The following is a 25776-nucleotide window of genomic DNA, read 5'->3' as shown; positions in this document are numbered from 1 at the left end:
CTTTCATATGAGGCGAAGCCGTCATGCTGCCCTGGATCCAGCTCGATTCCGCGACCATTCCCGGTGAAAACGGCGAATTGCGGCTAAAGCAGCGCGGCAGCGAGTTCTCGATCATGCTTGGCGCCAATGAGCTGATGAACAGCCGTCTCAGCGGTTCGGAGGAAGCGCTGGCGACCCTTTCCTGGGATCGCATCAAGTCGCACCGGAAGCCAAGAATGCTGATCGGCGGGCTCGGCATGGGCTTTACCCTGCGCGCCGCTCTCGCCGTCCTCCCGGAAGATGCCGGCGTCACCGTCGCCGAACTGGTGCCAGCCGTAATCGCCTGGGCCCGCGGGCCGATGGCCGAGGTCTTCAAGGGTTGTCTCGATGATCCGCGGGTCGGCATCCATCAGGGCGATGTCGGCGAAGCGATCCGTTCCGGTAAAGGCGCCTATGATGCGATCCTGCTCGATGTCGACAACGGCCCGGACGGCCTGACCCGCAAATCCAACGACCGGCTCTACGATTTTGCCGGCCTTCGCGCCGCCAGCGACGCGCTGCGCCCCGGTGGCGTGCTCGCCGTCTGGTCGTCCGGTCCCGATCCCGATTTCACGCGACGTCTCAAGGGCAGCGGTTTTTCCGTTGACGCCGTCAATACGCGCGCCAACGGCAAACGCGGCGGCGCCCGCCACGTCATCTGGCTGGCCGTCAAGCCGGTGAAATGACGTTCAAGCCGAAGCGATCCGGCGGGCGGCATTGATGGCGCGGCGAGCGCCGGAGCGCAGTTGCGCGGTCTCCGCACCGGCAATGACCAGATCGAAACCGAATTTCAGCAGCTCGCCGGCCCGTTCGCCGTCGCCGGCGAAGGCGCAGGCGAATTTGCCGTGGGCGCGGCAGCGCGAAACCGCATGCTGCATGGCGCTGTCGATCTCGGCGGCGTTCGGCGCCACCTGGTCGCCGTTCGAGAGTGCGATCGAAAGGTCGGAGGGACCGATGAAAATGCCATCGATGCCGGCAACGCCGAGAATGTCGTCGATCGCCTCGAGTGCTGCCCGGGTCTCGACCATGGCGATGGCGACGGTGAGCGCATTGGCGTTCTTCAGATAATCATCGGCCGACAGGCCGGTATGGTTCAGCGCCAGCGACGGTCCCCAGCTGCGTTCGCCGAGAGGCGGGTATTTGGTGGCCTTGACGAAGGCTTGGGCGTCTTCGGCCGAATTGATCATCGGCGCGATGATGCCGGAGGCTCCGGCATCGAGCAGGCGCGAGGCGGACGCGAAATCACCGACCGGTATGCGTGCCAGCGCTGGCTTGCCGGCAAGGCGCACCTGGGCGACGGCGTTCGCTGCCGAGGGCATGTCCCACATGCCGTGCTGCATATCCAGCACGATGGTGTCGAAGGCCTCCTGCGCCAGGTGGTTGGCGAGCGTGGCGTCGGGAATACCGATCCAGGCGGAGATCATGCCACCCCGGTGCTGCCTGATCCGGTCCGCAAAGCCGTCGATTTCAGCTGCGCTCATGCCATTCTCCTCAGTTCGACAGGCCGCCAGCGGCCAGAGATTTCACCTCGAGGAACTCGTCGATGTCGAATTCCCTCAAAGCCATGCACGGGTTGCCGGCTCATCCTCACCGGCGCAGCCGCGAAATAATGACCGTCACGGCGATCCCCGCCACAGCCATGATGCCTCCCCAAAGAACCCAGATGCTTTGGTTGATCATGAAACTGGATGACGGATAGGGAAAATAGCCGCTTCCCTGTGCGATCCAGATCAGTCCCAAGAAGATCATGAGCAGTCCAACGACGTATCCGACGGTTCGCGACATGCTTCGGCCCTTCCCTATGAATCGATGCCACAATGTCGATCGGCGTCGGTCATGACAAGGCTTCTCTCCTGAGCGCGAACATATTCCGGATGCAACGGCGCGCTGGCCTCGGTCCGAATGTCAGGTCCTGCCGACTTCATCCACCAGCCAGGTGCTGAGCCTCTCGCTATCAATATTTGCCGATCGCGGCGGTATCAGCCAGTAACCGCGGTCGGGTGCCTCGAGCGGCGGCCCGGCTTCCACCAGCATATGTGTGGAGAGAAGCGTATCGACCAGCCCCATCCAGCCGATCGCCACGCCCTGCTCGCTGAGAGCGGCCTGGACGACCAGCGAGTAGGTATTGAAACTGACATCACCGCGGCCGGCATGGAGATCGCGAGTAACGGAGAATTCGGCAAGATAACTTCGCCAATCGAACCAGGGCGGTGGCGTCGGCGAGTCGAGATGGATCAGGACCGCCTTGGCAAGAAGCTGCGGATCGTCGAACGGGCCGTTGCGATCGAGAAAGCCTTTCGTGCAGACGGGCACGACCTTTTCCTGCAGCAGAAGCGATCCGATAGCGCCGAATTCCGCCCGCGTCCCAAAAACCACCACCACATCTGCGTCGTCGCGAAAGCCGGGCTCAAGCCTCTGGGTCGCGACGATCTGTATATCCGCTTCCGGGTGAAGCAGGCGAAAGCCGTGCATGCGCGGGATCAGCCAAAGCGCTGAAAAGGCATAGTCGGTTCTCAGTCTGACGACCGGCCTTTGAGCCTCAGTGCGGAAACTGCGCGCCAGGGCATCGATATCACCGACCGTTTTGGCGGCGACCTGGAAAAGCCGCTCTCCTTCCGCGGTCAACTCGACGCCGCGGTGCTGGCGGCGCAGCAGGGCGACGCCGAACTGCTCTTCCAGCCGCCGAATCTGATAGCTGACGGCCGGCTGCGTAAGGCCGAGACCTGCCGCCGCGGCCGAAAAGCTGCCGAGCCTTGCGACCTCCGCGAAAATGCGCATCCATCCCAGCTCAGGCGGGCGGTCTGGCATAAAAATTCCTTTTGACAACCATCGAAAAAAGCCAGCTTTACAGGCACGATGATACTGGCTTTGATAAGATCTGCAAATAGCAAGAGGGACGTTCCCTTCATCGGCCCCCCGGCCTTTGAGACCACAGGAGACAATTTCACATGGCGCGTCCGAATATCCTCATCCTGATGGTCGATCAGTTGAATGGCACTTTCTTTCCCGACGGCCCTGCCGATTTTCTGCATGCGCCGCATCTGAAATCATTGGCGGAGCGTTCCGTGCGTTTCACCAACGCCTATACCGCAAGCCCGCTCTGCGCACCGGCGCGGGCCTCCTTCATGTCCGGACAATTGCCGAGCCGAACCCACGTCTATGATAATGCGGCGGAATTTGCCTCTGACATTCCGACCTATGCGCATCATCTGCGCGCGGCCGGATACCAGACCGCACTTTCCGGCAAGATGCATTTCGTCGGCCCCGACCAGTTGCATGGGTTCGAAGAGCGCCTGACGACGGACATCTACCCGGCCGACTTCGGCTGGACGCCGGACTATAGCAAGCCCGGCGAGCGCATAGACTGGTGGTATCACAATCTGGGCTCGGTCACCGGCGCCGGCATTGCCGAGATCACCAACCAGATGGAGTATGACGACGAGGTCGCCTACCACGCCGGCCGCAAGCTGTTCGATCTGTCGCGCGGACACGACGAGCGCCCCTGGTGCCTGACCGTCAGCTTCACCCATCCGCACGACCCCTATGTCGCGCGCCGCAAATTCTGGGATCTCTATGAAGATTGCCCGGCGCTTGATCCGGCGGTTGCGCCGATTGCCTTCGAGCTGCAGGACGCGCACTCGCAGCGTCTGATGAAAGCCTGCGACCACGATGCTTTCAACATCAGCGATGAGCAGATCAGGCGGGCAAGGCGCGGCTATTTCGCCAATATCTCCTATGTCGACGAGAAGATCGGCGACATTCTCGGCGTCCTCGACCGGACCCGCATGGCCGAAAACACGATCATCCTCTTTGCGTCCGACCATGGCGACATGCTCGGTGATCGCGGCCTCTGGTTCAAGATGAACTTCTTCGAAGGATCGGCCCGCGTTCCGCTGATGATCGCGGCACCCGGCTGGAAGCCCAAACGGATCGACCAGCCTGTCTCTACCCTCGACGTGACGCCGACGCTTGCCGGCCTTGCCGGGATCGATATCGCCTCGTTGAAGCCGTGGACCGAGGGCGAGGATCTGGCAGCGCTTGCCGAAGGCACCGGCAGCCGCAGCCCGGTGCCGATGGAATATGCCGCGGAGGGTTCCGAGGCGCCGCTCGTCTGTATCCGGGACGGACGATACAAACTCTCGCTCTGCGAGAAGGACCCGCCGATGCTGTTTGATCTCGAGACCGATCCCCAAGAACTCGACAATCTGGCGGACGGCCCGGCGCATGCCGAGACCTTGGCAAGACTTGTCGAACAGGCCGGCCGGCGCTGGAACCTTTCCGATTTCGACGCAGCCGTGCGCGAAAGCCAGGCGCGCCGCTGGGTGGTCTATGCGGCGCTACGCAATGGGGCCTATTATCCATGGGATTATCAGCCGCTGCAGAAAGCCTCGGAGCGCTATATGCGCAACCACATGGATCTGAACGTGCTGGAGGAAAACCAAAGGTTCCCGCGCTAGAACAGGATGATTTTAGGCCGGGTCGGCCTAAAATCTGAATCCTGTTCTCCATTATATAGTTAGAGCATGATGTCGTCCGAAAACCGCTCACACTTTTCGGCATCATGCTCTAGGAATGAGCAAGAAGCGCTTCTGATTTAAGCCATCTTGCGCGCCGGCGCCTCGCGCAGGAAATCCTCGATGAACGCCTTTTGCAGCAGGATGCCGTCCCATTCATCAGGGAAGAAGGGTGAGTCATAGATCAGCGTGAAGGGACCGGCATAACCGGCTCTCTCGCACATCTCCAGGCACGTGCGGTAATCCTCAGCATCGAGGCCGGTAACGCCGTAATCGGCTTTGGCATGGCAGATTTCCGCCCGGCCCATGATATCGGCAAGACCCTCATATTTCGCTGGCGCCGCCCAGTTGCCGAGGTCGCCGTTGAGGCCGACCTTGCCGTCCAGCCGGTCCAGCAGCCAGTTCATTTCGACCGGTGACGGCAGCAGGTCGAACCAGTTCTCGACGACGACACGCACGCCGCTGCCTTCCGCCTTTCCGGCCAGCCAGTTCAGATGGCGGGCGGCGCGGGTAAGGTTTTCCTCCGTCGGCTTCTGCTTGCCGGCAATGACGCGCATCCTCTCAGCCCCGAGGGCTGCGGCGATGTCGATCCACTCCGCCATCCATTTGACGTCGCGTTCGGCCGTCTCCGGATGGCTCGGATCACCGTCCTCGACGAGCAGCGTCTGGAACAACACGTTCGAGGCCGCCATCGCCTCGCGCAATTCGCTTATATAGGCGGCATTAAGGCTCGGCAGATGGAAGGAACAGACCTCCAACCGGTTGACGCCGCGTGCAGCAAGCGCCGCCGGCACGTCGATCAGTGCCGCAGCACCCGGGCCATAGGGTTCTTTCGGCGCAGCGCTTTTGTCAGGATCGGGACTATAGGCATGAACGGCGCCAAGCAGCCGATGCAGCGACCATGTCGAAACCGCGAAACGTCCGTTTTGCAAAACCTGCACTTGCTTTCCTCCGGGATCTCCTCATGCCATCAATGGCAACTAAATCCCGGCGGTTCAATTGCCAATTCAGCCAAAATCGTCGCGGATGACCGGCTCGGCGGCAAGGGCGATCCCCAGCAGCGCCTCATCGCGATGGGCGGTGGCCGAAAGCAGCAGGCCGACCGGCATGCCAGCCTCGCCGCTGCCGCAGGGAATGGAAACGCCGCACCAGTCGAGGAAATTGCCGAGCGCGGTGTTGCGCAACGTCTTGTTGTTCGTCGCAAAGAACAGCTCGTCATCCTGCGCAAGCGGCCCGATCGGCGGCGCGACATGGGCAACGGTGGGAAAGGCGAGCAGCCGGTCGCCGACGAGGCGCTCGACATCGGCGATCAGGCGGCTACGCGCCTCGAGGATTGCCAGGTAATCGGGCAGCGTCGTCTTGCTTCCGAGACGGGTACGCATGACGACACGGTGATCCATCCTGTCCGCGTCCGGTCCGGCCAAGCGTTCGCGGTGAAGTGCGAAAGCCTCCGCCGTGACCAGCGGACCATATTTCGTCATCAGATCGAATATCTCGTCGAAGGCGGGAATGACGGTGCGGGCAACATGCGCGCCGGCCTTTTGAAGACGTTCCAAAGCTGCCTCGAACGCGGCGACGACGCCGGGTTCCGCTCCGTCGAAGACGACGTTTTCAGGCACGATGAGTTCCAGCCCTTGCAGGGGACGCGTGGCGACATCAGGCGCCGTCAAGCCGCGCATCGCCGCATCGATCCAGACCGCGTCCCTGACGCTGCGGCAGAGCGGTCCCAACGAATCCAGGCTCTTTGCCAGCGGATAGACGCCAGCCATTGCGTGGCGGCCGCGCGTCGCCTTGTAGCCGACGATGCCGTTGAAGGCGGCGGGAATACGCACCGAGCCGCCGGTATCGGTGCCCATCGCGACCGGAACCAACCCAGCCGCGACGACGACACCAGCACCTGAGGACGAGCCGCCCGGAATGCGCGGGAGATCGGCGCCGCGCGGATTTACCGGCGTGCCGTAATGCGGATTGATGCCGAGGCCGGAAAAGGCGAATTCGCTCATATTGGTGCGCCCGACGGCGACCATGCCGGCCTGCCTAAGCAAAGCGACGACAACAGCATCGCGCTTGGCCGGCATGTCCTTTGCCAGAACGACGGAACCCGCTGTCGTTGGCAGGCCTTCAATGTCGAAAAGATCCTTCCAGGCAATCGGAATGCCGTCCAGCAATCCAAGCGAGCGCCCTTCCCGCAGACGTCGCGAAGAGGCACGCGCCTCTGCCATCGCCCGGCTTTCGAGCAGTGTCGTGAAAACCGCCTTGTCGGCATAATTCGCGATGGACTCGAAGATCGCCTCGGCCACCTCGGCCGGATCGGCCGCGCCAGCTTGAATGAGGGCGGAAAGTTGCGCGACCGACATCGCGCCGAAGGATTTGCTCATGGGACTATCCAGAAGAAAGATGTTCCTCTCTGGACTACCCCGGATCATTCCGGTGAACCAGAGCTTCACGATATTTTGCATTTATTGGTACGATTTTTTGAACACTGAGTTTGAATATCGCCCCTTCAATTGCCACGATCGAAGACACACATGCTGCTCGCATGCGGACGCGGTTCGGCACGAGGGTGAGAGTTTGCTCTAGAGAGACCGTCGCCGCATGTGTTGCAGGAGTAATTGAAATGACAGATTGTGAAACTTTAAGCCGTCGCCAGGATATGGTGACCCTCCATGTAAAAGAGGATGAAACCGCCGGTTTAGGCGAGCGCGATTATGTGGACCATGTCAGCGCCCAGAAACTTTCGGCCTTCGAGCGCATTGTCGTGGTCGGAGCGCTGGTTCTCTTGAGCTTTGCGGGTTTTGCCGCCTATTCTTCCGGCAATACGGACCCGATGACGACATCGGCCATTGCCGCCCCCGCCGGCGATAACACGCCGCCGCATCCGGCTTACGGCCATTGCCGCGACAGCAGCCCCTACGCTGAGAGGGTCTGCTAACAGGAAAGCCACCGCATAATTCCTTAAATCGGAATCGATTTAAGGATAAAATTATGCGGTAATTTAAAGTGCTACAGCGTCCTTTGCGCGTCTCAAAAGACGCGCGGCGCTGTAGCTCGCCGGGCATGGAGACCTTGGCCCAGGCTGCATCGACAGCAGGAAAAGGGAAAAGGACCATGGCCGGTGAAATCGATTATAATCTCGATCGCTTCATCGATGCCCAGAACGGCGTCTATGAACAGGCGCTCTCAGAGCTGAAAGCGGGACGCAAGACGTCCCACTGGATGTGGTTCATCTTCCCGCAGATCGCCGGTCTCGGCACGTCGGTGATGGCCGAAAAATATGCGATCCGCTCGGCCGAGGAAGCCACCGCCTATCTCGCCGATCCTATTCTCTCAAGCCGGCTGCTGCGCTGCGTCGAGGCGATCCTGTCTGTTGGCGGCAGATCGGCGCACGAAATCCTGGGCTCGCCCGACGACCTCAAGCTGCGCTCGTCGATGACCTTGTTTGCCGCGATCGGCGATCACGGTTCGCCCTTCCACCGGGTGATCGAGCATTTCTATCAGGGAAAATTCGACGAACGGACGATGGAAATCCTCAGTGCCAACACAGGATGACTTTAAGCCAGGCCGGCCTGAAATCTGAACCCGTTCCCAAATGAAACAGTTAGCGGCCCGGCCTGCTCTCCAGCGTGGCGATTTCCTCGGAGATCTCGCTCAACCGCTGACGCAGATCGCTGTCGGTGCCATCATCGACCTCTTCCTCGCCGAAACAATAGCGCGCATCATGAAGCTCCAGCTTGGCTTCGAGCTCGGCGCGTTTGTCATATAGGCGCTTGAGATAGACGTAGTTCATCTCCCTGCCTCCACATCGCCCCGGTCATGGGAAAACGGCATGGAAGCGGTAAAGGTTCCCCCGAAAGAGGCGATCAGGCGAAAGAAGCGATCGCCGCGTGGCAGGCCTTGGCGAAATGACCGCAGCAGCCGGCAGCGCCCATGGCCTGGCGACTGACGCGCGCGCCTTCGAGCAGCAGCGTCAACGTATCGGCAAGAAGCTGGGGTTCGCGCGCGCCGGCCGCCGAACAGAGCTCGGCCAAGCGATCACGCTGTTCGGCCTTGTGCCGCTCGATCATTTCGTGGGCGGGATGGCCCTCGCCCTTCAGCTCGATGGCGGCATTGGCGAGATCGCAACCGGCGGGCTCGCCGTTCAGACATTGCGCCCGCATCTCCACCCAGGCGTCCAGCTGGGCGCGCGGATTGCCGGGATAGGCTGCTTCCAGATCGCGCCAGATGGTACCCGCCTTTTCGGAAGCGCGGCGCAGCGTCTCGCAGACCAGTTCATCCTTCGAGCCGAAATGCCGGTAGAGCGTCATCTTGTTGGTCAGAGCCGCGTCGGCAATGGCATCGACGCCGATGCCGCGGATGCCGCGTTCGCGGAAAAGCTCCGAGGCGGTCGAGACGATACGCTCCCGCGGCGGGATGCGATCTTCTGGAACGGCTGCGGAGATTTCATTCGAAGTTTCTGATTTTTTTGCGGACGTAGTCCTTGACATCAATGTGACCGATCGGTAACAAATGCATTGTTACTTACCGGTAACACCACGAAACGCGAAAGTCAATGCCGAGGGCATGACAGCGGAAAGTGGAACACGGGCGACCGCCCACGAAAGGAGGACAACCATGACAAAGACCAGAGAAGACCTGACGATATCCGAAGCCCTTCGCGACCCCCTGATCGCCATGGTGTTGCGCGCCGACGGCGTAAAGCTTGAAGACTTCAAGCAACTCCTGGAGACGGCCGCCCGCAAACGCGAACCGCGTTCGAATTCGGTGGGCAATATGATCGGAGCACTCGCAAACCGCGCCAATCTGCCGGCGATGCCCTGCTTCGGCTGAACAAGCCGCCTGACCAGCTTGGGGATCTCTCCCTGCCCCCGTCAAGGGCTGCCGTCACAACCAGACGGCGGCCCTTGCCGCTTTCAGGCATGTCGCTCAAAACTGTGCAGCGGTTTTGCGCTAACGACATTGCGTAAAAACAAAGACCTAAAGCGCAAGGAGCGAATCTGAAAGATCGCGACGCGCCTTACAGGATCGGCTTGCCGCCGGTGACCGCAATTGTCGTGCCGGAGACATAGCTCGACAAGGGATCGGCCAGCATCACGTAGGCTGTCGCCAGCTCGGCCGGCTGTCCCGGCCGTTTCATCGGCACCTGCTTGCCGAAATTGCTGACGCTTTCTTCAGGCAGTGTCGAAGGGATGAGCGGTGTCCAGATCGGGCCAGGCGCCACCGCATTGGCGCGAATGCCTTTCTCGGCCAGAAGCTGGGCAAGACCGGCGGTGAAATTCTGGATCGCGCCCTTGGTCGTCGCATAGGCAAGCAGCGTCGGGTTCGGACTGTCCGAATTGATCGAGGCCGTGTTGATGATGGCGCTGCCGGGTTTCATATGAGCGACAGCTGCCTTGGTCAGGTAGAACATCGAATGGATATTGACCTTGAAGGTCAGTTCCCACTCTTCATCGCTGATCTCGTCGATGCTCTTGAAGCTTGCCTGGTGCGCGGCGTTGTTGACGAGAATGTCGATACCTCCGAGTTCCTTGACCGCCGTCTCGACGATCTGCCTGCAATGGGCCGGATCCTGGATGTCGCCGCTGACAAGGACAGCCTTGCGTCCGGCCTGCTCGACGAGCCGTTTCGTCTCATCGGCATCCTCATCCTCGTCGAGATAGGAGATCACCAGGTCGGCACCTTCTCTGGCATAGGCGATTGCCACCGCCCGGCCGATGCCGCTATCGCCGCCGGTGATGATCGCCCGCTTGCCTTTCAGCCTGTCGGCGCCGCGGTAGCTCTCCTCGCCGTGATCGGGAATTGGGTCCATCTGCGCGGTAAAACCCGGCATCGGTTGTTTCTGGGATGGGAAAGGGGGTGTCGGGTAATTCGTCATCATGACCTCCTGGGTTTCAGAGATCAAACTCGGGCTGAAGCTTGTTGTTCCACGCCTTTCGACGGGGTGACTTCTTGGTCAATCGCCGCTCGCGGAGCACGCTCACGGCCGTCGCCGCAACCCGAATTTCCCCTCATTGTCGGCGCGTTGCCCTGGCTGATTATTGGAAAACGGAGCCTGCTCACCTGGTCGGCCCAATTGGCCTACATGCCGCTGTCGCATTCACCCGACACTATCAACCCGCAAAATGTTGCGATTTGCCACGGCGACGGCTATGCCATAGTAATGTAACATGATCGCAGTTTTCATGAGGTGCTGGAATTGGACGGAAAGACATCATCCGCAGTTTACTCCGAAGATCAGGGCGTTGCCGACGAAGCCGCCGGCAAGGGTGCGCGTCGCGCTCGCGTCAGCGGCATCGACCGGGCGCTTCAGGTGATCGACCATCTTTACGAGACCGGATCGCCCGCCGGCGTCTATGCGATCGCCAAGGCGGTGAAGGCGCCGCTGTCGACCGTTTACGTCATCGTCGACGATCTCGTCGAGAAGAACATGCTGACGCGCCAGGCGGACGGCTCGATCTGGCTCGGCGCCCGGCTCTACCATTACGGCCTCGCCTATGCGCGGTCGCTGGATTTCATGAGCATCGCCACCCATGAGATGCACGATCTCTGCCGCCAGGCCGGCGAAACCGTGCAGGTCTGCGGTCGCGACGGCGACTATATGCTGGTACTGGCCATGGCTGACGGCCCGAGCCATTTTCAGGTGGCGTCCCGCGTCGGCACAAGGGTGCCGCTGAACTGGACGGCCTCCGGCCGCCTGCTTGTCGGTCACCTGGCCGAGGAAGAGCGCATCGAACTGTTCAAGCGGTGCGCCCGCTCTTCACCGACCGGCCGCGCCGAGATCGATCCGGGCACGCTGTCGGAAGCCGCCGGCAAGGCCTTCGAATCGCGCCTGTCGATCCAGGCGGGGGAATCGGATTACGCGGTTGCCTGCATCGCCTCGCCGATCTGCGATCGCGACGGCCAGTGCGTCGCCACCATTTCCATCGTGCTGCCGGAACAGAAGGCCTTTTCCGACGAGAACCACTATACGGCGCATGTGCGCAGTTCAGCGGAACGGATCGAAAAGCTGATGGGCTGGCGCAACCGCTGACGCTTGCCGCGTCAGCCGATCCTATCTGTAGGAATAGCCGTGGCTGTGGCGCACCAGCTTGCGCGCCCGCGGCACGTAGCGGCTGGCGGCGAAGGCATCGGCGCCCATCACCGCATAGCGCGGCTCGAACAGCTTGTTGAGGACCGAGACGTCGCCGTTGGAATCCGTCGCCTCGAGATCGGAATCGACCAGGTCGAAAATAGTGAATTCCGCTTGCGAGCCAACCGAAAGTCGGTTCTCCATCGACAGCTTGATGACGGATGCCGGCGCATGGGTGACGGCCTCCACCACCTTGTCGAAGGGCATGCCGACGCTGAGCAGCTTCGACATCGTCGTCGCCAGATCCCAGACCGGGAAATTCATCGAATGGCCGTGCAGGTCGGTCGAGATCGAGAACGGCAGAAGCCCGCGCGCGATCGCCGCCTCGGCGACCTTGAACGAGAAGGAGGCGCCGCCATGGCCGATGTCGAGGCGGATGCCTTCGGAGGCGCAGCGCTCGGCGAGAGCAAAGAGGTCCTCGTCTTCCATGATGCTCGAACCGGCCTTGCCGTTGAAGCAGTGGGTGACGACGTCGCCGGGGCCGAGGATCTCGAGCACTTCGTCATAGAGCGCCGGCGGCTCGCCGACATGCACCATCATCGGCACTTTCAAGATCTTGGCGATCTTCTTGCCGAGCTTCACCGGCGTGACGCCCCAGGACCCGGTGATGACATGGCTGGCGCGCACCTTGATGCCGACGATGTGCTCGCTGTTTTCGGCATAGACTTCAAGGATGCGATCGAGATCGATATCGCGGATATCCCGCAATTCCGCGACCCGGTTGCAGGCCACAAGACCGATCGAGCCGAGATTGAGGAAGGCCTTGATGCGTTCGCGCGAGGGCTCGATGATATATTCCCGGAAGCCATGGAAGTTCGCCTCCCCGGCCGAACCGGCATCGACCAGCGTGGTGACGCCGCGCTCGACGCCGCATTCGGACGGACGGATGGAAATATCGGTGCCGCCGTGCCAGATATGCACGTGCAGATCGACCCAGCCCGGCGAAATGAAGGCGCCCTTGCCGTCGATGCGCGCAACATCCTGCGAGACCGCGAGCGACGGACCGATCTCGGCGATCCTACCGTCGGCATTGACGAGAATGTCGATTGCCCCCTCTTGTGTGCCCGCACCAAAAGCCATCGGTTTGACATTGGTGAGGAGAAGCGGCTTCTTCGTCTGGTCGCCGGGCATGACATGCATTCCTTTCGAAGTCTCGGACCGGGATCACTCCTCGGCCATCCGTCTGCGGGTCATTATGGAAGAGTAATGGGGAAGCTAGAGATGGCCTCTCAGGGCGCCGTACCGGAAATTCCATAACTATGATACATAAGGCTTTATAATAGAATAAAGCCGAAGACGAAGCTGTCAAGGAAAATGACGCGGTCGTCGCCATCGAGGAAACGTAAGCGGTGCGCTCCTTGCGAAGCGCACCTGTCTCGAAGATCCGGCAAATTCGCCTTTGTTTTCAATCCCGAAGAATCGAATAGTCAAGCCGTTCCAGGTGATCTGGATCGGCGATGGCGTCGATCGCGGCGATCCTGCCATCGGCGATCGTCAGCGCCACCACGACGCGGAGCTGGCCCTTGATCTGCACGACGAATCCGAGCTCGCCGTCGACGATGGCGATTTCTGCCGCCTGCGCCCGACCCTTGAAGGCTTCGGCCACGTGAGCCGCGCCGCGCGTTTCGCCAATGGTGCCGAAGCGGGCCGCCGTCGCATCCGGCCGGAAGACGACATCAGGGGCAAGCACCGCGAGCAACCCTTCCAGATCGCCGTTGCGCGAGGCCGTCAGAAAGGCCTCGGCGATCGTCCGCTTGCGGCCGAAATCGACATCAGGCGCTTCGTCCACCCCCTGCACCCGGCGGCGGGCGCGGCTTGCGAGCTGACGGGTGGCACCGGACGAACGGCCGATGATCGGCGCGATCTCGTCGAAGGGCAGATCGAACATGTCATGCAGCACGAAGGCGACACGTTCGGCGGGCGCCAGCGTCTGCAGCACGACGAGCAGCGCCAGACCGACCGAATCGGCAAAGGCGGCTTCGCGCTCGGGATCGTTCGCGGGATCGGCGATCCCACCATGAACCGGCGCCTCCAGCGGCTCCTCGCGCCGGGTCTTGCGGGTGCGCAGCATGTCGAGGCAGATGCGCGCCACCACCGTCGTCAGCCAGCCGCCGAGATTGCCGACCCCTGTCGTGTCCGTGCGGCTGAGCCGCAGCCAGGCCTCCTGAACGGCATCCTCCGCCTCGCTGCGCGAGCCGAGCATGCGATAGGCTGCGGCCCTCAGATGCGCTCTGTTTGCCTCGAACTCATCGGCCAGCCATTTTTTCTCGTCCATTTGTCACATTCCTCCGCTGCGTTCCGTCAAGGCCATGACGAATGAAACCCGGCCGATGTGACAACGCCGGCGGATCGTCGAACCATAAACGCATCAAGGAGACATACCATGCAGGAAAAAATGGTCATGCAGGAGCGAATGGGAAATCCCGCCCTCGTCCTTCCCGCAGCCATGCAGGCGCTCAATGCTCTCAGCAAGGTGCCGGCCGAAACCGGCCTTTCACCGAAGCTGCTCGAACTCGTCAACCTGCGCGCCAGCCAGATCAACGGCTGCAGCGTCTGTGTCGACGGTCATCCCCGCATTGCAAAGAAGCTCGGCGAAACCGACGAAAGGCTCTTTGCCATCGGCGCCTGGCGCGACTCGCCCTATTTCAGCGATGCCGAGCGGGCAGCCCTTGCGCTGACCGAGGCGGTGACCCGCATCAGCGACCGCGCCGACCCGGTGCCGGATGATATCTGGGACGAGGCGACCCGGCATTATGACGGCAAGAGCCTTGCGGCACTCGTCATCGCCATCGCCAACATCAATGTCTGGAACCGGCTGAACATCGCCACCCGCCAGATCGCCGGGGCCTGGAAGCCGTAAACGGCGAGGTTGCCGGCAGCGCGTCACCCCTGCGCTGCCGGCAACCCTCATCCCTGATCAGCATGGCTTCAGGCCATGCGAGACAATCAGTCGTTCAGATGATGCCGCCGCCGCCGGCAGCGGATGCCGGACGCTCGGCCGCCACTTGTCTGCGATAGCCGCTGGCGCGGTAGACGGCGATCGGGTCGATTGCGCCGCCGGCCCTGCGGCGGGCTTCGGCCAGAATCGGTTCGACATCGGCGCGATAGGCGCGCTTCAGCGTTTCCGACGCCATCAGCGCGTCGTTGTCGTCCTGGTAACCGGAGAGCGCCTTGCGGTCGACGAGCAGCGCCTGCGCATAGGCGCGGCGGATTTCGTTGGCGCTGTTGATCAGGCTTTCGATCGGGTCGGTGACGTTGTGCGACTGGTCGATCATATGGGCCGGGTTGAAGTCGTTGACGCCGCGCTGCTCGGCATCGACCAGTTCGTTGAAGACGAGGAACAGCCGGTAGGGATCGATCGCGCCGGCGTCGAGATCGTCATCGCCATATTTCGAATCGTTGAAGTGGAAGCCGCCGAGCTTGCCGAACTGGATCAGGCGGGCGACGATCATCTCGATATTGGTGTTCGGCGCATGGTGGCCGAGATCGACGAGGCAATAGGCCTTGGGGCCGAGCGTCTGGGCGATCAGGTAGTTGGTGCCCCAATCCTGCACGATTGTGGAATAGAAGGCCGGCTCGTACATCTTGTGCTCGGAGAAGAGCTTCCAATCGTCGGGCAGCGCCTTGTAAATGTCAGCCATCGAGGCGAGGTAACGCTCGAAAGCCTTGGTGAAATGGCTCTGGCCGGGGAAGTTCGAGCCGTCGCCGATCCACACTGTCAGCGCCTTGGAGCCGAGCGCCTTGCCGATCTCGATGCATTCGAGATTGTGCTCGACCGCCTGCGCCCGTGTTGCTACGTCGGTGTGGCTGAGCGAGCCGTATTTATAGGAATGGGCCTGGCCGGGCGCATCGGAAAAGGTGTTGGAATTCATCGCATCGAAGCCGAGGCCGAGCGTATCACCCTTGGCCCTCAACTCCCTGGCATCCGCCTTGTCCCAGGGAATGTGCAGCGAGACGTTCGGCGTCGCCTGCGTCAGCTGGTTGATGACGGCGCAATCGTCGAGTTTGTCGAAGATGCCGCGCGGCTCGCCGGTGCCGGGGAAACGGGCAAACCGCGTGCCGCCGGTGCCGACGCCCCAGGAGGGAACGGCAACGAAGAATTCCCCAACCTTCCGGGTGACTGCTTCGATATCGACGTCGCGACGGGCAAGCGTCGCACCCAGCGCCTCGTAATCGGCTTTCAGCGCGATTGCCCGCTTGTCGTTGTCCGTCGCGACCAGATCTGGCGCAATCCTGGATTCTGTCATCTATTCCTCCCTGGTCGCGAACCATAGGGCACGGTTCGCGTTCAAACGCTTACATGTCTTTAAACTAAGGAGCGACGATGGACGTTGTCCGCATTCTTCTTGCGATCATCCTGCCGCCCCTTGGCGTATTTTTGCAGGTCGGGATCGGCCTGCATTTCTGGCTCAATATATTGCTGACACTCTGCGGCTATGTGCCGGGGATCATCCACGCGATATGGGTGATCCTCCGGAAATAGCTCCCTCCGTTTGCTCTACGCAATTCCGGACGCAAAACCCCTGCACACTGCTGCTGGAATTGCTCTAGCGCGTAAAACTCTGCACGTTGCCGGCATCGACGTTGATGATGTTGCCGGTCGATTTTGCCGAAAGGTCCGATGCGAGGAAATAGATCGCCTCGGCGATATCTTCCGGAAACACGTTGAGTTTCAGCATCGACCGCTTGCGGTAATGTTCCTCGAGATCGTCCACCTCGATCTTGGACGAGGCGGCGCGCTGCTCGCGCCATTCGCCGCTCCAGATCTTCGAGCCGCGCAGGACGGCATCCGGATTGACGGTGTTGACGCGGATGCCGGCATCCGCGCCTTCGAGCGCCAGGCAGCGGGCGAGATGGATTTCGGCAGCCTTGGCGGTGCAATAGGCAGCCGCATTCGGCGAAGCGGCCAGACCGTTCTTCGAAGCGACGAAGACGACGTTGCCACCGAGCGTCTGACGGCGAAACAGGCGGAAGGCTTCGCGCGAGACGAGGAAATAGCCAGTCGCCAGAATATCGATATTGCGGTTCCACGTCGACAGTTCGGTCGCTTCGATCGGTGCGGAGGAGGCAATGCCGGCATTCGAGACGAGGATATCGATGCCGCCGAATTCGACGCAGGCTTCCGCGAAGGAGGCGATCACCGCATCTTCCTTGGTGACGTCGAGCCGGACGCTGCGCACGGCGTCAGCGCCGAACTTCTTGACGAAATCGGCTTCGGTGCCTTCGAGCGCTGCCTGGTCGATATCGGCAAGCACCACGCAGGCACCTTCGCCGACGAGGCGTGCGGCCGTCGCCCGGCCGATGCCGCCGGCGCCGCCGGTGACGAAGGCGACGCGGCCGGCAAGGCTCTTCGGCTTCGGCATGCGCTGGAGCTTCGCCTCTTCGAGCAGCCAATATTCGATATCGAAGGCTTCCTGCTCGGGCAGGCCCTGATATTCGGAGACCGTCGAGGCGCCGCGCATGACGTTGATGGCGTTGACGTAGAATTCGCTGGCAATGCGAGCCGTCGCCTTGTCGCGGGCAAAGGACAGCATGCCGACGCCGGGAACGAGGAAGATGACGGGATTGGCGTCGCGCATGGCGGGCGAATTGTCATGCTTGCAGTCGTTATAATAGCGGGCGTAGTCGGCGCGGTAGTCCTCCAGCGCCTTGTCGAGACCGGCGACGATCGCGTCGACATCCGGCTTGGCCGGGTCGAAATCGACGATCAGCGGGCGGATCTTGGTGCGCAGGAAATGATCGGGGCAGCTGGTGCCGAGCGCGCCGAGCGGACGCAAATCGCCGGAATTGACGAATTCGAGCACGGCGTCCTGATCGTCGAAATGCCCGAGCTTGCGCTCTTGCTTGCCGATGCGGCCGCGGATCTCCGGCATCAGCCGGGCGGCGATGGCGCGGCGTTCGGCAACGGCCAGGCTCTGAGCGACCGCGCCGCCGAAAATCGTCTTGCCGTCGGTCTTTTCAGCGAACCAGACGATCGCCTTGTTGATGATATCGAGCGTCAGCTCGTAGCAGGCCTTGGCATCATTCGCCCAGGTGAAGAGGCCGTGGCTTTCGAGCACGACACCCTTGGCATTCGGATTGGCTGCAACGAAAGCGCCAAGGTCGAGGCCGAGCTGGAAGCCCGGACGGCGCCAGGGCAGCCAGCCGATCTCGTCGCCGAAGATCTGCTGCGTCAATTCCTTCGAATTCTTCGACGCGGCAATCGCGATGATCGCGTCGGGATGCATGTGGTCGACATGGGTGAAAGGCACGAAACCGTGCAGCGGTGTGTCGATCGAGGCGGCACGGGCATTCAGGTTGAAGGTGCAGTGCGGCAGGAAGCCGACCATGCGGTCCTCGTCCTCGACACCCTTGTAGATGCCCTTCAGCGATTCCAGCTTGTCCTGGTAGAGCGTCGCGAAACCGTCGAGCTTGATCGTGCCGACGTCGCCGCCCGAGCCCTTGACCCAAAGTACCTTCACCTTGCCGCCGGTAAGCGGATCGGTTTCCATCACCTTCGCCGAGGTGTTGCCGCCGCCATAATTGGTGATGCGCTTGTCGGCGCCGAGCAGGTTGGAACGATAGAGCAGCTTGCCAGGCTCATCGAGGCCTGCCGCGTAAGCATCATCCCACCGGTTTTCCAGAAGCCGGACGTTCGCCGCCATGTCATCCTCCCATATGAAATCTTCATCGAGACACAAAGTTCGCGCCCCTTTTCGCTGACGGTATCGCTCATCAAAATGGAGGTTGTCAATCGAAAACGATCAAATTCGATTATTGTGCAGCGCAATATGAAAATTTATGATCGTTTTTGATTGACACATTGTCATATGTGCGAAATAAACGGTCCAAGGAGGAGCCCCATGCACGAACGCGAACGCCATCGCATCATTCTGAGCGCCGTTCAGGAAAAGTCCGTCGTGACGGTTCAGGATATTTCCGAACTGACCGAGGCTTCCGAGGCGACGATCCGGCGCGACATCGCGGCTCTTCATGTCCAGGGCAAGATCCGGCGTGTGCGCGGCGGCGCCGAGGCCGTGCATCCGCCGCAGCTCGGCAATCTCGCCGGCCGCCCCTTCCGTGTTTCGGAATCGGTCAATATCGACAAGAAACGCGCAATCGCCCGCCAGGCCGTCGAGCTATGCGATCCGGGCGACGCGATCATCATCAACGGCGGCACGACCACCTTCCAGATGGTGCATTTCATGGCGGCGCACCGCCTGCAGGTGATGACCAATTCCTTCGCGATCGCCGAACATCTGGTCAAGCATTCGAAGAACACGGTAACGGTGCCGGGCGGCGCGATCTATCGCGAACAGAGCCTGATCCTCTCCCCTTTCGACAATGATGCTATCCGCAATTTCTACGCCCGCCGCTTCTTCATCGGCGCGCAGGGTATCGGCCCGCTCGGCATCATGGAAGCCGACGCGCTGATCATCCAGAGCGAACAGAAGCTGATGCATCAGGCCGACGAATTGGTCGTCATGGCTGATTCCAGCAAGTTCCATCGCCGGTCGAGCCTCATTCTGTGCCCGCTCGAGCGTGTGTCTACAATCATCACCGATGACGGCATTCCAGAGGAAGCCGTCAGGATGATCGAGAATGCCGGCATCAGGCTCATTGTCGCGAGCCCGGTCACCCAGGCAATCAAGGAGGATTCCTCGTCGGTCGCATAAGGCGCCGGGGAGGTGTGAAGAGTGTCAATCAAGTGGGAGGATGAAAGCATGAAACTCGCAAAGAAACTCGCAATCGGCGTGGCATTTGCCGTCGCCATGATGGCCGGGACAGCCAGTGCTGCCGACATCAAGATCGGTCTCGTCGTCAAGTCGCTCGGCAACGGCTTCTTCGATGCTGCCAACAAGGGTGCGCAGGAAGCCGCCAAGGAACTCGGCGGCGTAGAGGTCATCTATACCGGTCCGACGACGACGACGGCCGAAGGCCAGATCGAAGTCATCAATTCGCTGATCGCCCAGGGCGTCAGTGCCATCGCCGTTTCGGCCAACGATCCCGACGCGCTCGTTCCGGCGCTGAAGAAAGCGACACAGCGCGGCATCAAGGTCATCTCCTGGGATTCCGGCGTCGCACCTGAAGGCCGTATCCTGCAGCTCAACCCGTCGTCCAACGAACTGATCGGCAAGATGTGCCTGACGCTCGTCAAGGACCATCTCGACGGCGGCAAGGGTGACTTCGCCATCCTGTCGGCCACGACCACCTCGACCAACCAGAACATCTGGATCGACCAGATGAAGAAGCAGCTCAAGGATTTCCCGGGCCTCAACCTCGTCACCACGGTCTATGGCGACGACCTCTCGGACAAGTCCTATCGTGAAGCCGAGGGCCTCTTGAAGGCCAACCCGAACATCAAGGTCATCGTCGCTCCGACGACGGTCGGCGTTCTCGCCGCGTCGAAGGTCGTCGAAGACAAGGGCCTTGTCGGCAAGGTCTACGTCACCGGCCTTGGCCTGCCGTCGGAAATGGCCGGCGCGATCAAGTCGGGCGCCACGAAGGAATTCGCCATCTGGAACCCGATCGATCTCGGCTACTCAGCAACGCAGATCGCCTATCGCCTCGTCAAGGGCGAGACCGACGGCAAGCCGGGCAGCGAGATCGAAGTCGGCCGCATGGGCAAGATCAAGGTCGGCGACAACGGTGAAGCCGCCATGGCCGATCCCTTCGTCTACAATGCTTCGAATATCGACCAGTTCTCCAAGGTCTTCTGATCTGGAGCCGACGCATAAAAGCCCGGCGGCCTGATGGCCGCCGGGATTCTCATTCGACACTGGTAGAAGCTCGATGAACGCCGCCTTTCAACAAACCGCCACGGACAGCAAAACCGGTGATGCGCCCGCCATTCTGGAAATGCGCGGCATCTCCCAGATCTTTCCGGGCGTGAAGGCGCTCGACAATGTCAGCATCGCGCTGCATCCCGGCACGGTGACTGCGCTGATCGGCGAAAACGGCGCCGGCAAATCGACGCTGGTGAAGATCCTGACCGGCATCTACAGGCCGAACGAAGGCGAGATCCTGGTCGACGGCCAGCCGGTGACCTTTGCCAACGCCCAGGCCGCAATCGATGCCGGCGTTACCGCCATCCATCAGGAAACCGTGCTGTTCGACGAGTTGACGGTTGCCGAAAACATTTTCCTCGGCCATGCGCCGCGCACGCGTTTGCGCACCATCGACTGGCAGGTGATGAACAGCCGCGCGAAGGCGCTGCTGACCGCGCTTGAAAGCAATATCGATCCGACGATCCGGCTGAAGGACCTCTCGATCGCGCAGCGCCATCTGGTGGCGATTGCGCGCGCTCTGTCGATCGAGGCCCGCATCGTCATCATGGACGAACCGACGGCAGCCCTTTCCCGCAAGGAGATCGACGATCTCTTCCGCATCGTCCGGGGCCTGAAGGAAAAGGGCAAGGCGATCCTCTTCATCAGCCACAAGTTCGACGAGGTCTACGAGATCGCCGACGATTTCGTTGTCTTCCGCGACGGCCGCGCCGTTGGCCAGGGCCGGCTCAAGGAAACGCCGCAGGACGAGATCGTCCGCATGATGGTCGGCCGCGACGTCGAGAATGCCTTTCCGAAGGTCGATGTCGCCATCGGCGGCCCGGTTCTGGAGATCCGCAACTACAGCCATCGCACCGAATTTCGCGACATCTCCTTCACCCTGCGCCAGGGCGAAATTCTCGGTATTTACGGTCTGATCGGCGCCGGGCGTTCGGAACTGTCCCAATCGCTTTTCGGCATCACCCGGCCACTGTCCGGCACCATGATGCTCGACGGCCGCGAAATCACCATCCATTCGCCGCAGGATGCGATCCGCGCCGGCATCGTCTACGTGCCGGAGGAACGCGGCCGCCACGGGTTGGCGCTGCCGATGCCGATCTTCCAGAACATGACGCTGCCTTCGCTTACCCGCACCTCGCGCCGGGGCTTCCTCAGGGCGGCAGAAGAATTCGCGCTCGCCCGCAAATATGCCGAGCGGCTGGACCTGCGCGCGGCCGCCCTTTCCGTCCCGGTCGGCACGCTGTCGGGCGGCAACCAGCAGAAGGTCGTCATCGGCAAATGGCTGGCGACGGCGCCGAAGGTCATCATTCTCGATGAGCCCACAAAGGGCATCGACATCGGCTCGAAGGCAGCCGTGCACGGCTTCATCAGCGAACTCGCCGCCGAGGGCCTGTCGATCATCATGGTCTCGTCCGAACTGCCCGAGATCATCGGCATGTCGGACCGCGTCCTGGTGATGAAGGAGGGTCTCGCCGCCGGAATTTTCGACCGCGCCGAGCTGTCGCCGGAAGCGCTGGTGCGCGCCGCCACCGGCAATGCATGAGGCCCGCAATGCATAAGGCCCAGCAATTCATAAGGTAAGAGCATGGCAAGACTGATCAGAAAACGCGAAACCCTGCTGTTCCTCATCATCGTCGTGATGATCGCGATCTTTTCGACACGCGCTGCCGATTTCGCAACGCCAGAGAATCTCGCCGGCATTTTCAACGATACCTCCATCCTGATCATCCTGGCGCTGGCGCAGATGACGGTCATCCTGACGAAATCGATCGACCTGTCGGTTGCCGCCAACCTCGCCTTCACCGGCATGGCGATCGCGATGATGAATGCCGCCTATCCCGACCTGCCGCTCGTCGTGCTCATCCTTGCCGCGATCGTCATCGGCGCCTGCCTCGGCGCCATCAACGGCTTTCTCGTCTGGGCGCTCGAAATCCCGCCGATCGTCGTGACACTCGGCACGCTGACCATCTATCGCGGCATGGCCTTCGTGCTTTCGGGCGGGGCATGGGTCAACGCCCACCAGATGACGCCGATCTTTCTGTCGGTGCCGCGCACGCCGATCCTCGGCCTGCCGGTTCTCGGCTGGGTCGGCATCGTCATCGTGCTTCTGATGTATGTCCTGCTCAGATACACCCAGTTCGGCCGCTCGGCCTATGCGACCGGCGGCAATCCGACCGCGGCCGTCTATGCCGGCATCGATACGGGCTGGACGAAATTCCTGGCCTTCGTTCTGTCGGGCGCCTTAGCCGGTCTTGCAAGCTATCTCTGGGTGTCGCGCTATGCCGTCGCCTATGTCGATATCGCCAACGGCTTCGAACTCGACAGCGTCGCGGCTTGCGTCATTGGCGGCATCTCGATTGCCGGCGGCGTCGGCTCGGTCGCCGGCACCGTGCTCGGCGCGCTTTTCCTCGGTGTCATCAAGAATGCATTGCCGGTGATCGGCATTTCACCCTTCACGCAGATGGCGATCTCCGGAACCGTCATCATTCTCGCCGTCGCCTTCAACGCCAGGCGTGAACGCAACCGCGGCCGCATCATCCTGCGCGACCGCGCCGCAGCCGAGATCAGAACGGAGGCCGCAGCATGAGCACCGTGTCCACTCACGAAAAGCGGATCATCCCGGACCGCCTCGGCACACCCTTCCGCCGCATTCTCGCCAGCTGGGAGGTGCTGCTTTTTGCCGTCGCCGTGCTGATCTTCATCTTCAATTCGCTCGCCTCGCCCTATTTCCTCGATGCCTGGAACCTTTCGGACGCCACCTTCAATTTCACTGAAAAGGCGATGATTGCCTTCGCCATGGCGCTGCTCGTCATATCAGGCGAGATCGACCTCTCGGTCGCCGCGATCATCGCGCTCGCCTCGACGGCAATGGGCGCGGCAGCCCAGGTCGGCATCGGCACACCGGGCCTGGTCGTGATCGGCATCGGCACCGGCCTTGCCTGCGGCATCTTCAACGGCGTTCTGGTCTCGGTGCTGAAACTGCCGTCGATCGTCGTCACCATCGGCACGATGAGCCTTTTCCGCGGCATTTCCTATATCGTGCTTGGTGATCAGGCCTATGGCAAATACCCTGCTGATTTCGCCTATTTCGGCCAGGGCTATGTCGCCTGGGTATTCTCCTTCGAATTCGTGCTCTTCATCGTGCTGGCGATCCTCTTCGCCGTCCTCTTGCATGCGACGAATTTCGGCCGGCAGGTCTATGCGATCGGCAACAATGACTTCGCCGCCCGCTTTTCCGGTATTCCGGTCGAGCGCGTCAAATTCATCCTATTCCTGCTGACCGGCATCATGAGCGGCATCGCCGCCGTCTGCCTGACCTCACGCCTCGGCTCGACCCGGCCGTCGATCGCTCAGGGCTGGGAGCTCGAGGTCGTCACCATGGTCGTGCTCGGCGGCATCTCGATCCTCGGCGGTTCCGGCACGATCGTCGGCGTCGTCATCGCCGCCTTCGTCATGGGCCTCGTCACCTTTGGCCTCGGCCTGTTGAACGTGCCCGGCATCGTCATGTCGATCTTCATCGGCCTGCTTCTGATCATCACCATCGCCATCCCGATCATCGCCCGCCGCATCAAGGTCATGAGCTCCCGATGACTTTAGAAAAACACGCCTTCAAAATGCAGCTCAATCCCGGCATGGAAGCCGAATACCGCAGGCGGCATGACGAGATCTGGCCGGAACTGGTCGATCTCCTGCACAAGTCAGGCGCCAGCGACTATTCCATTCATCTCGACCGCGAGACCAACACGCTGTTCGGCGTGTTGACGCGGCCCGCCGACCATACGATGGCGAGCCTGCCGGAGCATCCCGTCGTGAAAAAATGGTGGGCTTATATGGCCGATATCATGGCGACCAATCCCGACAATTCACCGGTCCAGAGCGACCTGGTCACCGTCTTCCATATGCCATGAACGCCACCTCCTATCGCCGCATCGCCGTCCTCGACATCGGCAAGACCAATGCCAAGGTCGTTGTGCTCGACAGCGAGACGGGCGCCGAGATCGCCGTGTTGAAACGGCCGAATATCGCGATCAAAACCGGTCTCTATCCGCATTACGACGTAGAGGCTCTGTGGTCCTTTGCGCTCGATGCGCTGAAGAGCCTTGCGCGCGAGCCCGGCTTCGACGCCATTTCGATCACCACCCATGGCGCCTCCGCAGCACTGCTTGCCCGGGACGGCACGCTTGCCATGCCTGTCATCGACTATGAACACGAATATCCGCAGGACATCCGCGATGCCTATACGGCACTGCGCCCCTCCTTCGACGAAACCTTCTCGCCGCGCCTCGCGATGGGTCTCAATGTCGGCGCGCAGCTGCACTACCAGAAGAGCGCCTTTCCCGAGGAATTCGCCGAGGTGGCGACCATCCTCACCTATGCGCAATATTGGACGGCGCGGCTGACGGGTGTTGCCGCCAATGAGCTGACCTCGCTCGGCTGTCACACCGACCTCTGGAACCCGAGGGCCGGTCGCTATTCCTCGCTCGTCGACAGGCTCGCCATCGGCGACCTCATGGCGCCGATCCGTTCTGCCTTCGATGCGCTCGGCCCGGTCCTGCCGGATATCGCCGCTGAGCTCGGCCTTGCCGCACCCGTGCCGGTCTATTGCGGCATTCACGATTCCAATGCTTCGCTGCTGCCGCATCTGGTTCATCGGGCCGCACCCTTCGCCGTCGTCTCCACCGGCACATGGGTCATCAATTTCGGCGTCGGCGGCGATCTTGCCCATCTCGATCCGAAACGCGATGCGCTCGCCAATGTCGATGCCTATGGCCGGGCTGTCCCCTCCTCCCGCTTCATGGGCGGCCGTGAATTCGAGATCCTTTCGGCCGAGATCGGCCCCGTTGACGAAAAAGCCGCCCAGGCGGCAATCGGCTCGGTCATCGACAAAGGCATGATGCTGCTGCCGAATATTGCCCCCGGTTCCGGGCCCTTTCCCGGAAAGGAAAGCCGCTGGATCGGTGCCGAAGAGGCAAGCCGCGAGGAGCGCTCTGCCGCTGCCTGCCTCTATCTCGCTTTGATGACCGATGCCTGCCTCGGACTGATCGGCGCCAAGGGCCCTGTGATCGTCGAGGGGCCTTTTGCGCTGAATGAGACCTATCTCAAGCTGCTTGCCGCCCTAACCAGTCGCGGGGTCATGGCCCTTCCGGGGTCGACCGGCACCAGCCAGGGTGCGGCCCTTCTCACCGGCATCCGGCCGGTGTCGGGCGCCGAGACGCATGTTCCGCCGACCAATATCCCGGGGCTGGCCGCCTATCGCACTCGCTGGTACGCGGCGATGGAATAGGAGTCTTTCCAAAAGCGACCTTGTTCGTCCCTGCCTTCTCGTTAGTGTGGCTCCTCGAAAATCAGGTCG

At 61.6% G+C, this 25776-nt stretch carries 27 protein-coding genes; 15 read left to right on the top strand and 12 right to left on the bottom strand.

Features of this window, described 5'->3' with window-relative positions:
* The first annotated feature begins 23 nt into the window (after nt 1-23).
* Nucleotides 24-704 (top strand): spermidine synthase, encoded by a 681-nt coding sequence (locus tag J3P73_RS30315; protein ID WP_018071158.1) that lies wholly within the window; start codon nt 24-26, stop codon nt 702-704.
* 3 nt (nt 705-707) lie between these two features.
* Here J3P73_RS30315 and J3P73_RS30310 read toward each other — a convergent pair whose 3' ends face one another.
* The 3 genes from J3P73_RS30310 to J3P73_RS30300 form a co-directional block, all read right to left on the bottom strand.
* Nucleotides 708-1499, bottom strand: coding sequence for an HpcH/HpaI aldolase family protein (locus tag J3P73_RS30310; protein ID WP_018071157.1), 792 nt, complete (start codon nt 1497-1499; stop codon nt 708-710).
* A 106-nt stretch (nt 1500-1605) separates the two neighbouring features.
* On the bottom strand, nt 1606-1803 hold the full coding sequence (locus J3P73_RS30305; RefSeq protein ID WP_024320027.1) for a hypothetical protein: 198 nt from the start codon (nt 1801-1803) through the stop codon (nt 1606-1608).
* Nucleotides 1804-1923: 120 nt separating this feature from the next.
* Nucleotides 1924-2826 (bottom strand): choline sulfate utilization transcriptional regulator, encoded by a 903-nt coding sequence (locus tag J3P73_RS30300; protein WP_018071155.1) that lies wholly within the window; start codon nt 2824-2826, stop codon nt 1924-1926.
* A gap of 140 nt (nt 2827-2966) precedes the next feature.
* Between J3P73_RS30300 and betC the strand changes: the two genes are divergently transcribed.
* On the top strand, nt 2967-4475 hold the full coding sequence (gene betC / locus J3P73_RS30295; RefSeq protein WP_018071154.1) for a choline-sulfatase: 1509 nt from the start codon (nt 2967-2969) through the stop codon (nt 4473-4475).
* 137 nt (nt 4476-4612) lie between these two features.
* Here the strand turns inward: betC and J3P73_RS30290 are convergent, their stop codons facing one another.
* Together J3P73_RS30290 and J3P73_RS30285 are read right to left on the bottom strand one after the other, a co-directional pair.
* Complete coding sequence (locus J3P73_RS30290; protein WP_024320025.1) at nt 4613-5473, bottom strand: sugar phosphate isomerase/epimerase family protein; 861 nt, start codon at nt 5471-5473, stop codon at nt 4613-4615.
* A gap of 66 nt (nt 5474-5539) precedes the next feature.
* Nucleotides 5540-6910 carry an amidase gene (locus J3P73_RS30285; RefSeq protein ID WP_018071152.1) on the bottom strand — a complete coding sequence of 457 codons (1371 nt, stop codon included), beginning with the start codon at nt 6908-6910 and terminating at the stop codon, nt 5540-5542.
* A 275-nt stretch (nt 6911-7185) separates the two neighbouring features.
* Here J3P73_RS30285 and J3P73_RS30280 point away from each other — a divergent pair, with 275 nt between their 5' ends.
* Both J3P73_RS30280 and J3P73_RS30275 read left to right on the top strand, forming a co-directional pair.
* Nucleotides 7186-7464 (top strand): hypothetical protein, encoded by a 279-nt coding sequence (locus J3P73_RS30280; RefSeq protein ID WP_018071151.1) that lies wholly within the window; start codon nt 7186-7188, stop codon nt 7462-7464.
* A 176-nt stretch (nt 7465-7640) separates the two neighbouring features.
* The gene (locus J3P73_RS30275; RefSeq protein WP_207580042.1) at nt 7641-8081 is read left to right on the top strand and encodes a DUF1810 domain-containing protein; all 441 of its coding nucleotides are present in this window, start codon (nt 7641-7643) and stop codon (nt 8079-8081) included.
* A 49-nt stretch (nt 8082-8130) separates the two neighbouring features.
* Here the strand turns inward: J3P73_RS30275 and J3P73_RS30270 are convergent, their stop codons facing one another.
* Together J3P73_RS30270 and J3P73_RS30265 are read right to left on the bottom strand one after the other, a co-directional pair.
* A complete protein-coding gene (locus J3P73_RS30270; protein WP_018071149.1) occupies nt 8131-8319 on the bottom strand; it encodes a hypothetical protein in 189 nt (62 codons plus the stop codon).
* A gap of 73 nt (nt 8320-8392) precedes the next feature.
* Nucleotides 8393-9016, bottom strand: coding sequence for a TetR/AcrR family transcriptional regulator (locus tag J3P73_RS30265; protein WP_018071148.1), 624 nt, complete (start codon nt 9014-9016; stop codon nt 8393-8395).
* Between the two features lie 127 nt (nt 9017-9143).
* Between J3P73_RS30265 and J3P73_RS30260 the strand changes: the two genes are divergently transcribed.
* Nucleotides 9144-9359: a hypothetical protein gene (locus J3P73_RS30260; RefSeq protein ID WP_024320020.1), complete on the top strand. Its 216-nt coding sequence runs from the start codon at nt 9144-9146 to the stop codon at nt 9357-9359.
* A 187-nt stretch (nt 9360-9546) separates the two neighbouring features.
* Here J3P73_RS30260 and J3P73_RS30255 read toward each other — a convergent pair whose 3' ends face one another.
* Nucleotides 9547-10404: an SDR family oxidoreductase gene (locus J3P73_RS30255; RefSeq protein WP_026170824.1), complete on the bottom strand. Its 858-nt coding sequence runs from the start codon at nt 10402-10404 to the stop codon at nt 9547-9549.
* A 315-nt stretch (nt 10405-10719) separates the two neighbouring features.
* On the opposite strand from J3P73_RS30255, the gene J3P73_RS30250 reads away from it, so the two are divergent.
* On the top strand, nt 10720-11559 hold the full coding sequence (locus tag J3P73_RS30250; protein WP_018497184.1) for an IclR family transcriptional regulator: 840 nt from the start codon (nt 10720-10722) through the stop codon (nt 11557-11559).
* 21 nt (nt 11560-11580) lie between these two features.
* On the opposite strand, the gene J3P73_RS30245 is transcribed toward J3P73_RS30250, so the two are convergent.
* Together J3P73_RS30245 and J3P73_RS30240 are read right to left on the bottom strand one after the other, a co-directional pair.
* The gene (locus J3P73_RS30245; RefSeq protein ID WP_018071144.1) at nt 11581-12798 is read right to left on the bottom strand and encodes an amidohydrolase/deacetylase family metallohydrolase; all 1218 of its coding nucleotides are present in this window, start codon (nt 12796-12798) and stop codon (nt 11581-11583) included.
* 265 nt (nt 12799-13063) lie between these two features.
* Nucleotides 13064-13933: a sigma-70 family RNA polymerase sigma factor gene (locus tag J3P73_RS30240; protein WP_018071143.1), complete on the bottom strand. Its 870-nt coding sequence runs from the start codon at nt 13931-13933 to the stop codon at nt 13064-13066.
* 126 nt (nt 13934-14059) lie between these two features.
* On the opposite strand from J3P73_RS30240, the gene J3P73_RS30235 reads away from it, so the two are divergent.
* A complete protein-coding gene (locus tag J3P73_RS30235) occupies nt 14060-14518 on the top strand; it encodes a carboxymuconolactone decarboxylase family protein (protein ID WP_026170823.1) in 459 nt (152 codons plus the stop codon).
* A gap of 94 nt (nt 14519-14612) precedes the next feature.
* Here the strand turns inward: J3P73_RS30235 and rhaI are convergent, their stop codons facing one another.
* Nucleotides 14613-15905 carry an L-rhamnose catabolism isomerase gene (gene rhaI / locus J3P73_RS30230; protein WP_018071141.1) on the bottom strand — a complete coding sequence of 431 codons (1293 nt, stop codon included), beginning with the start codon at nt 15903-15905 and terminating at the stop codon, nt 14613-14615.
* A 77-nt stretch (nt 15906-15982) separates the two neighbouring features.
* Between rhaI and J3P73_RS30225 the strand changes: the two genes are divergently transcribed.
* Nucleotides 15983-16141, top strand: a complete 159-nt coding sequence (locus J3P73_RS30225) for a YqaE/Pmp3 family membrane protein (protein ID WP_003547831.1) — start codon at nt 15983-15985, stop codon at nt 16139-16141.
* 64 nt (nt 16142-16205) lie between these two features.
* Here the strand turns inward: J3P73_RS30225 and J3P73_RS30220 are convergent, their stop codons facing one another.
* Nucleotides 16206-18302: a bifunctional rhamnulose-1-phosphate aldolase/short-chain dehydrogenase gene (locus J3P73_RS30220; RefSeq protein WP_018071140.1), complete on the bottom strand. Its 2097-nt coding sequence runs from the start codon at nt 18300-18302 to the stop codon at nt 16206-16208.
* Between the two features lie 198 nt (nt 18303-18500).
* On the opposite strand from J3P73_RS30220, the gene J3P73_RS30215 reads away from it, so the two are divergent.
* From J3P73_RS30215 to J3P73_RS30185, 7 genes are all read left to right on the top strand, one after another.
* Nucleotides 18501-19313: a DeoR/GlpR family DNA-binding transcription regulator gene (locus J3P73_RS30215; RefSeq protein ID WP_018071139.1), complete on the top strand. Its 813-nt coding sequence runs from the start codon at nt 18501-18503 to the stop codon at nt 19311-19313.
* 48 nt (nt 19314-19361) lie between these two features.
* Entirely contained in the window at nt 19362-20357 is a 996-nt protein-coding gene (gene rhaS, locus J3P73_RS30210; RefSeq protein ID WP_024320014.1) for a rhamnose ABC transporter substrate-binding protein, read from the top strand.
* A 73-nt stretch (nt 20358-20430) separates the two neighbouring features.
* A complete protein-coding gene (locus J3P73_RS30205) occupies nt 20431-21966 on the top strand; it encodes a sugar ABC transporter ATP-binding protein (RefSeq protein ID WP_018071137.1) in 1536 nt (511 codons plus the stop codon).
* 42 nt (nt 21967-22008) lie between these two features.
* Nucleotides 22009-23010: an ABC transporter permease gene (locus tag J3P73_RS30200; protein WP_017968377.1), complete on the top strand. Its 1002-nt coding sequence runs from the start codon at nt 22009-22011 to the stop codon at nt 23008-23010.
* On the top strand, nt 23007-24014 hold the full coding sequence (locus tag J3P73_RS30195) for an ABC transporter permease (RefSeq protein ID WP_018071136.1): 1008 nt from the start codon (nt 23007-23009) through the stop codon (nt 24012-24014). Before J3P73_RS30200 ends, J3P73_RS30195 begins: the two co-directional genes overlap by 4 nt.
* On the top strand, nt 24011-24331 hold the full coding sequence (gene rhaM, locus J3P73_RS30190) for an L-rhamnose mutarotase (RefSeq protein WP_003547822.1): 321 nt from the start codon (nt 24011-24013) through the stop codon (nt 24329-24331). The genes J3P73_RS30195 and rhaM overlap by 4 nt, the downstream gene beginning before the upstream one ends.
* Nucleotides 24328-25707, top strand: a complete 1380-nt coding sequence (locus tag J3P73_RS30185) for an FGGY-family carbohydrate kinase (RefSeq protein WP_018071135.1) — start codon at nt 24328-24330, stop codon at nt 25705-25707. The genes rhaM and J3P73_RS30185 overlap by 4 nt, the downstream gene beginning before the upstream one ends.
* Nucleotides 25708-25776: the final 69 nt, after the last annotated feature.

It is taken from the genome of Rhizobium ruizarguesonis (assembly GCF_017357285.1).
Taxonomy (GTDB): domain Bacteria; phylum Pseudomonadota; class Alphaproteobacteria; order Rhizobiales; family Rhizobiaceae; genus Rhizobium; species Rhizobium ruizarguesonis.
This window is presented reverse-complemented; position numbering and strand designations above follow the sequence as displayed.

Bases quoted from the DNA above. Each gene is read 5' to 3' on its own strand.
- J3P73_RS30315 (WP_018071158.1), top strand. From the start codon at position 24: ATGCTGCCCTGGATCCAGCTCGATTCCGCGACCATTCCCGGTGAAAAC.
- J3P73_RS30310 (WP_018071157.1), bottom strand. From the start codon at position 1,499: ATGAGCGCAGCTGAAATCGACGGCTTTGCGGACCGGATCAGGCAGCAC.
- J3P73_RS30305 (WP_024320027.1), bottom strand. From the start codon at position 1,803: ATGTCGCGAACCGTCGGATACGTCGTTGGACTGCTCATGATCTTCTTG.
- J3P73_RS30300 (WP_018071155.1), bottom strand. From the start codon at position 2,826: ATGCCAGACCGCCCGCCTGAGCTGGGATGGATGCGCATTTTCGCGGAG.
- betC (WP_018071154.1), top strand. From the start codon at position 2,967: ATGGCGCGTCCGAATATCCTCATCCTGATGGTCGATCAGTTGAATGGC.
- J3P73_RS30285 (WP_018071152.1), bottom strand. From the start codon at position 6,910: ATGAGCAAATCCTTCGGCGCGATGTCGGTCGCGCAACTTTCCGCCCTC.
- J3P73_RS30280 (WP_018071151.1), top strand. From the start codon at position 7,186: ATGGTGACCCTCCATGTAAAAGAGGATGAAACCGCCGGTTTAGGCGAG.
- J3P73_RS30275 (WP_207580042.1), top strand. From the start codon at position 7,641: ATGGCCGGTGAAATCGATTATAATCTCGATCGCTTCATCGATGCCCAG.
- J3P73_RS30270 (WP_018071149.1), bottom strand. From the start codon at position 8,319: ATGAACTACGTCTATCTCAAGCGCCTATATGACAAACGCGCCGAGCTC.
- J3P73_RS30265 (WP_018071148.1), bottom strand. From the start codon at position 9,016: ATGTCAAGGACTACGTCCGCAAAAAAATCAGAAACTTCGAATGAAATC.
- J3P73_RS30260 (WP_024320020.1), top strand. From the start codon at position 9,144: ATGACAAAGACCAGAGAAGACCTGACGATATCCGAAGCCCTTCGCGAC.
- J3P73_RS30255 (WP_026170824.1), bottom strand. From the start codon at position 10,404: ATGACGAATTACCCGACACCCCCTTTCCCATCCCAGAAACAACCGATG.
- J3P73_RS30245 (WP_018071144.1), bottom strand. From the start codon at position 12,798: ATGCATGTCATGCCCGGCGACCAGACGAAGAAGCCGCTTCTCCTCACC.
- J3P73_RS30240 (WP_018071143.1), bottom strand. From the start codon at position 13,933: ATGGACGAGAAAAAATGGCTGGCCGATGAGTTCGAGGCAAACAGAGCG.
- J3P73_RS30235 (WP_026170823.1), top strand. From the start codon at position 14,060: ATGCAGGAGCGAATGGGAAATCCCGCCCTCGTCCTTCCCGCAGCCATG.
- rhaI (WP_018071141.1), bottom strand. From the start codon at position 15,905: ATGACAGAATCCAGGATTGCGCCAGATCTGGTCGCGACGGACAACGAC.
- J3P73_RS30225 (WP_003547831.1), top strand. From the start codon at position 15,983: ATGGACGTTGTCCGCATTCTTCTTGCGATCATCCTGCCGCCCCTTGGC.
- J3P73_RS30220 (WP_018071140.1), bottom strand. From the start codon at position 18,302: ATGGCGGCGAACGTCCGGCTTCTGGAAAACCGGTGGGATGATGCTTAC.
- J3P73_RS30215 (WP_018071139.1), top strand. From the start codon at position 18,501: ATGCACGAACGCGAACGCCATCGCATCATTCTGAGCGCCGTTCAGGAA.
- rhaS (WP_024320014.1), top strand. From the start codon at position 19,362: ATGAAACTCGCAAAGAAACTCGCAATCGGCGTGGCATTTGCCGTCGCC.
- J3P73_RS30205 (WP_018071137.1), top strand. From the start codon at position 20,431: ATGAACGCCGCCTTTCAACAAACCGCCACGGACAGCAAAACCGGTGAT.
- J3P73_RS30200 (WP_017968377.1), top strand. From the start codon at position 22,009: ATGGCAAGACTGATCAGAAAACGCGAAACCCTGCTGTTCCTCATCATC.
- J3P73_RS30195 (WP_018071136.1), top strand. From the start codon at position 23,007: ATGAGCACCGTGTCCACTCACGAAAAGCGGATCATCCCGGACCGCCTC.
- rhaM (WP_003547822.1), top strand. From the start codon at position 24,011: ATGACTTTAGAAAAACACGCCTTCAAAATGCAGCTCAATCCCGGCATG.
- J3P73_RS30185 (WP_018071135.1), top strand. From the start codon at position 24,328: ATGAACGCCACCTCCTATCGCCGCATCGCCGTCCTCGACATCGGCAAG.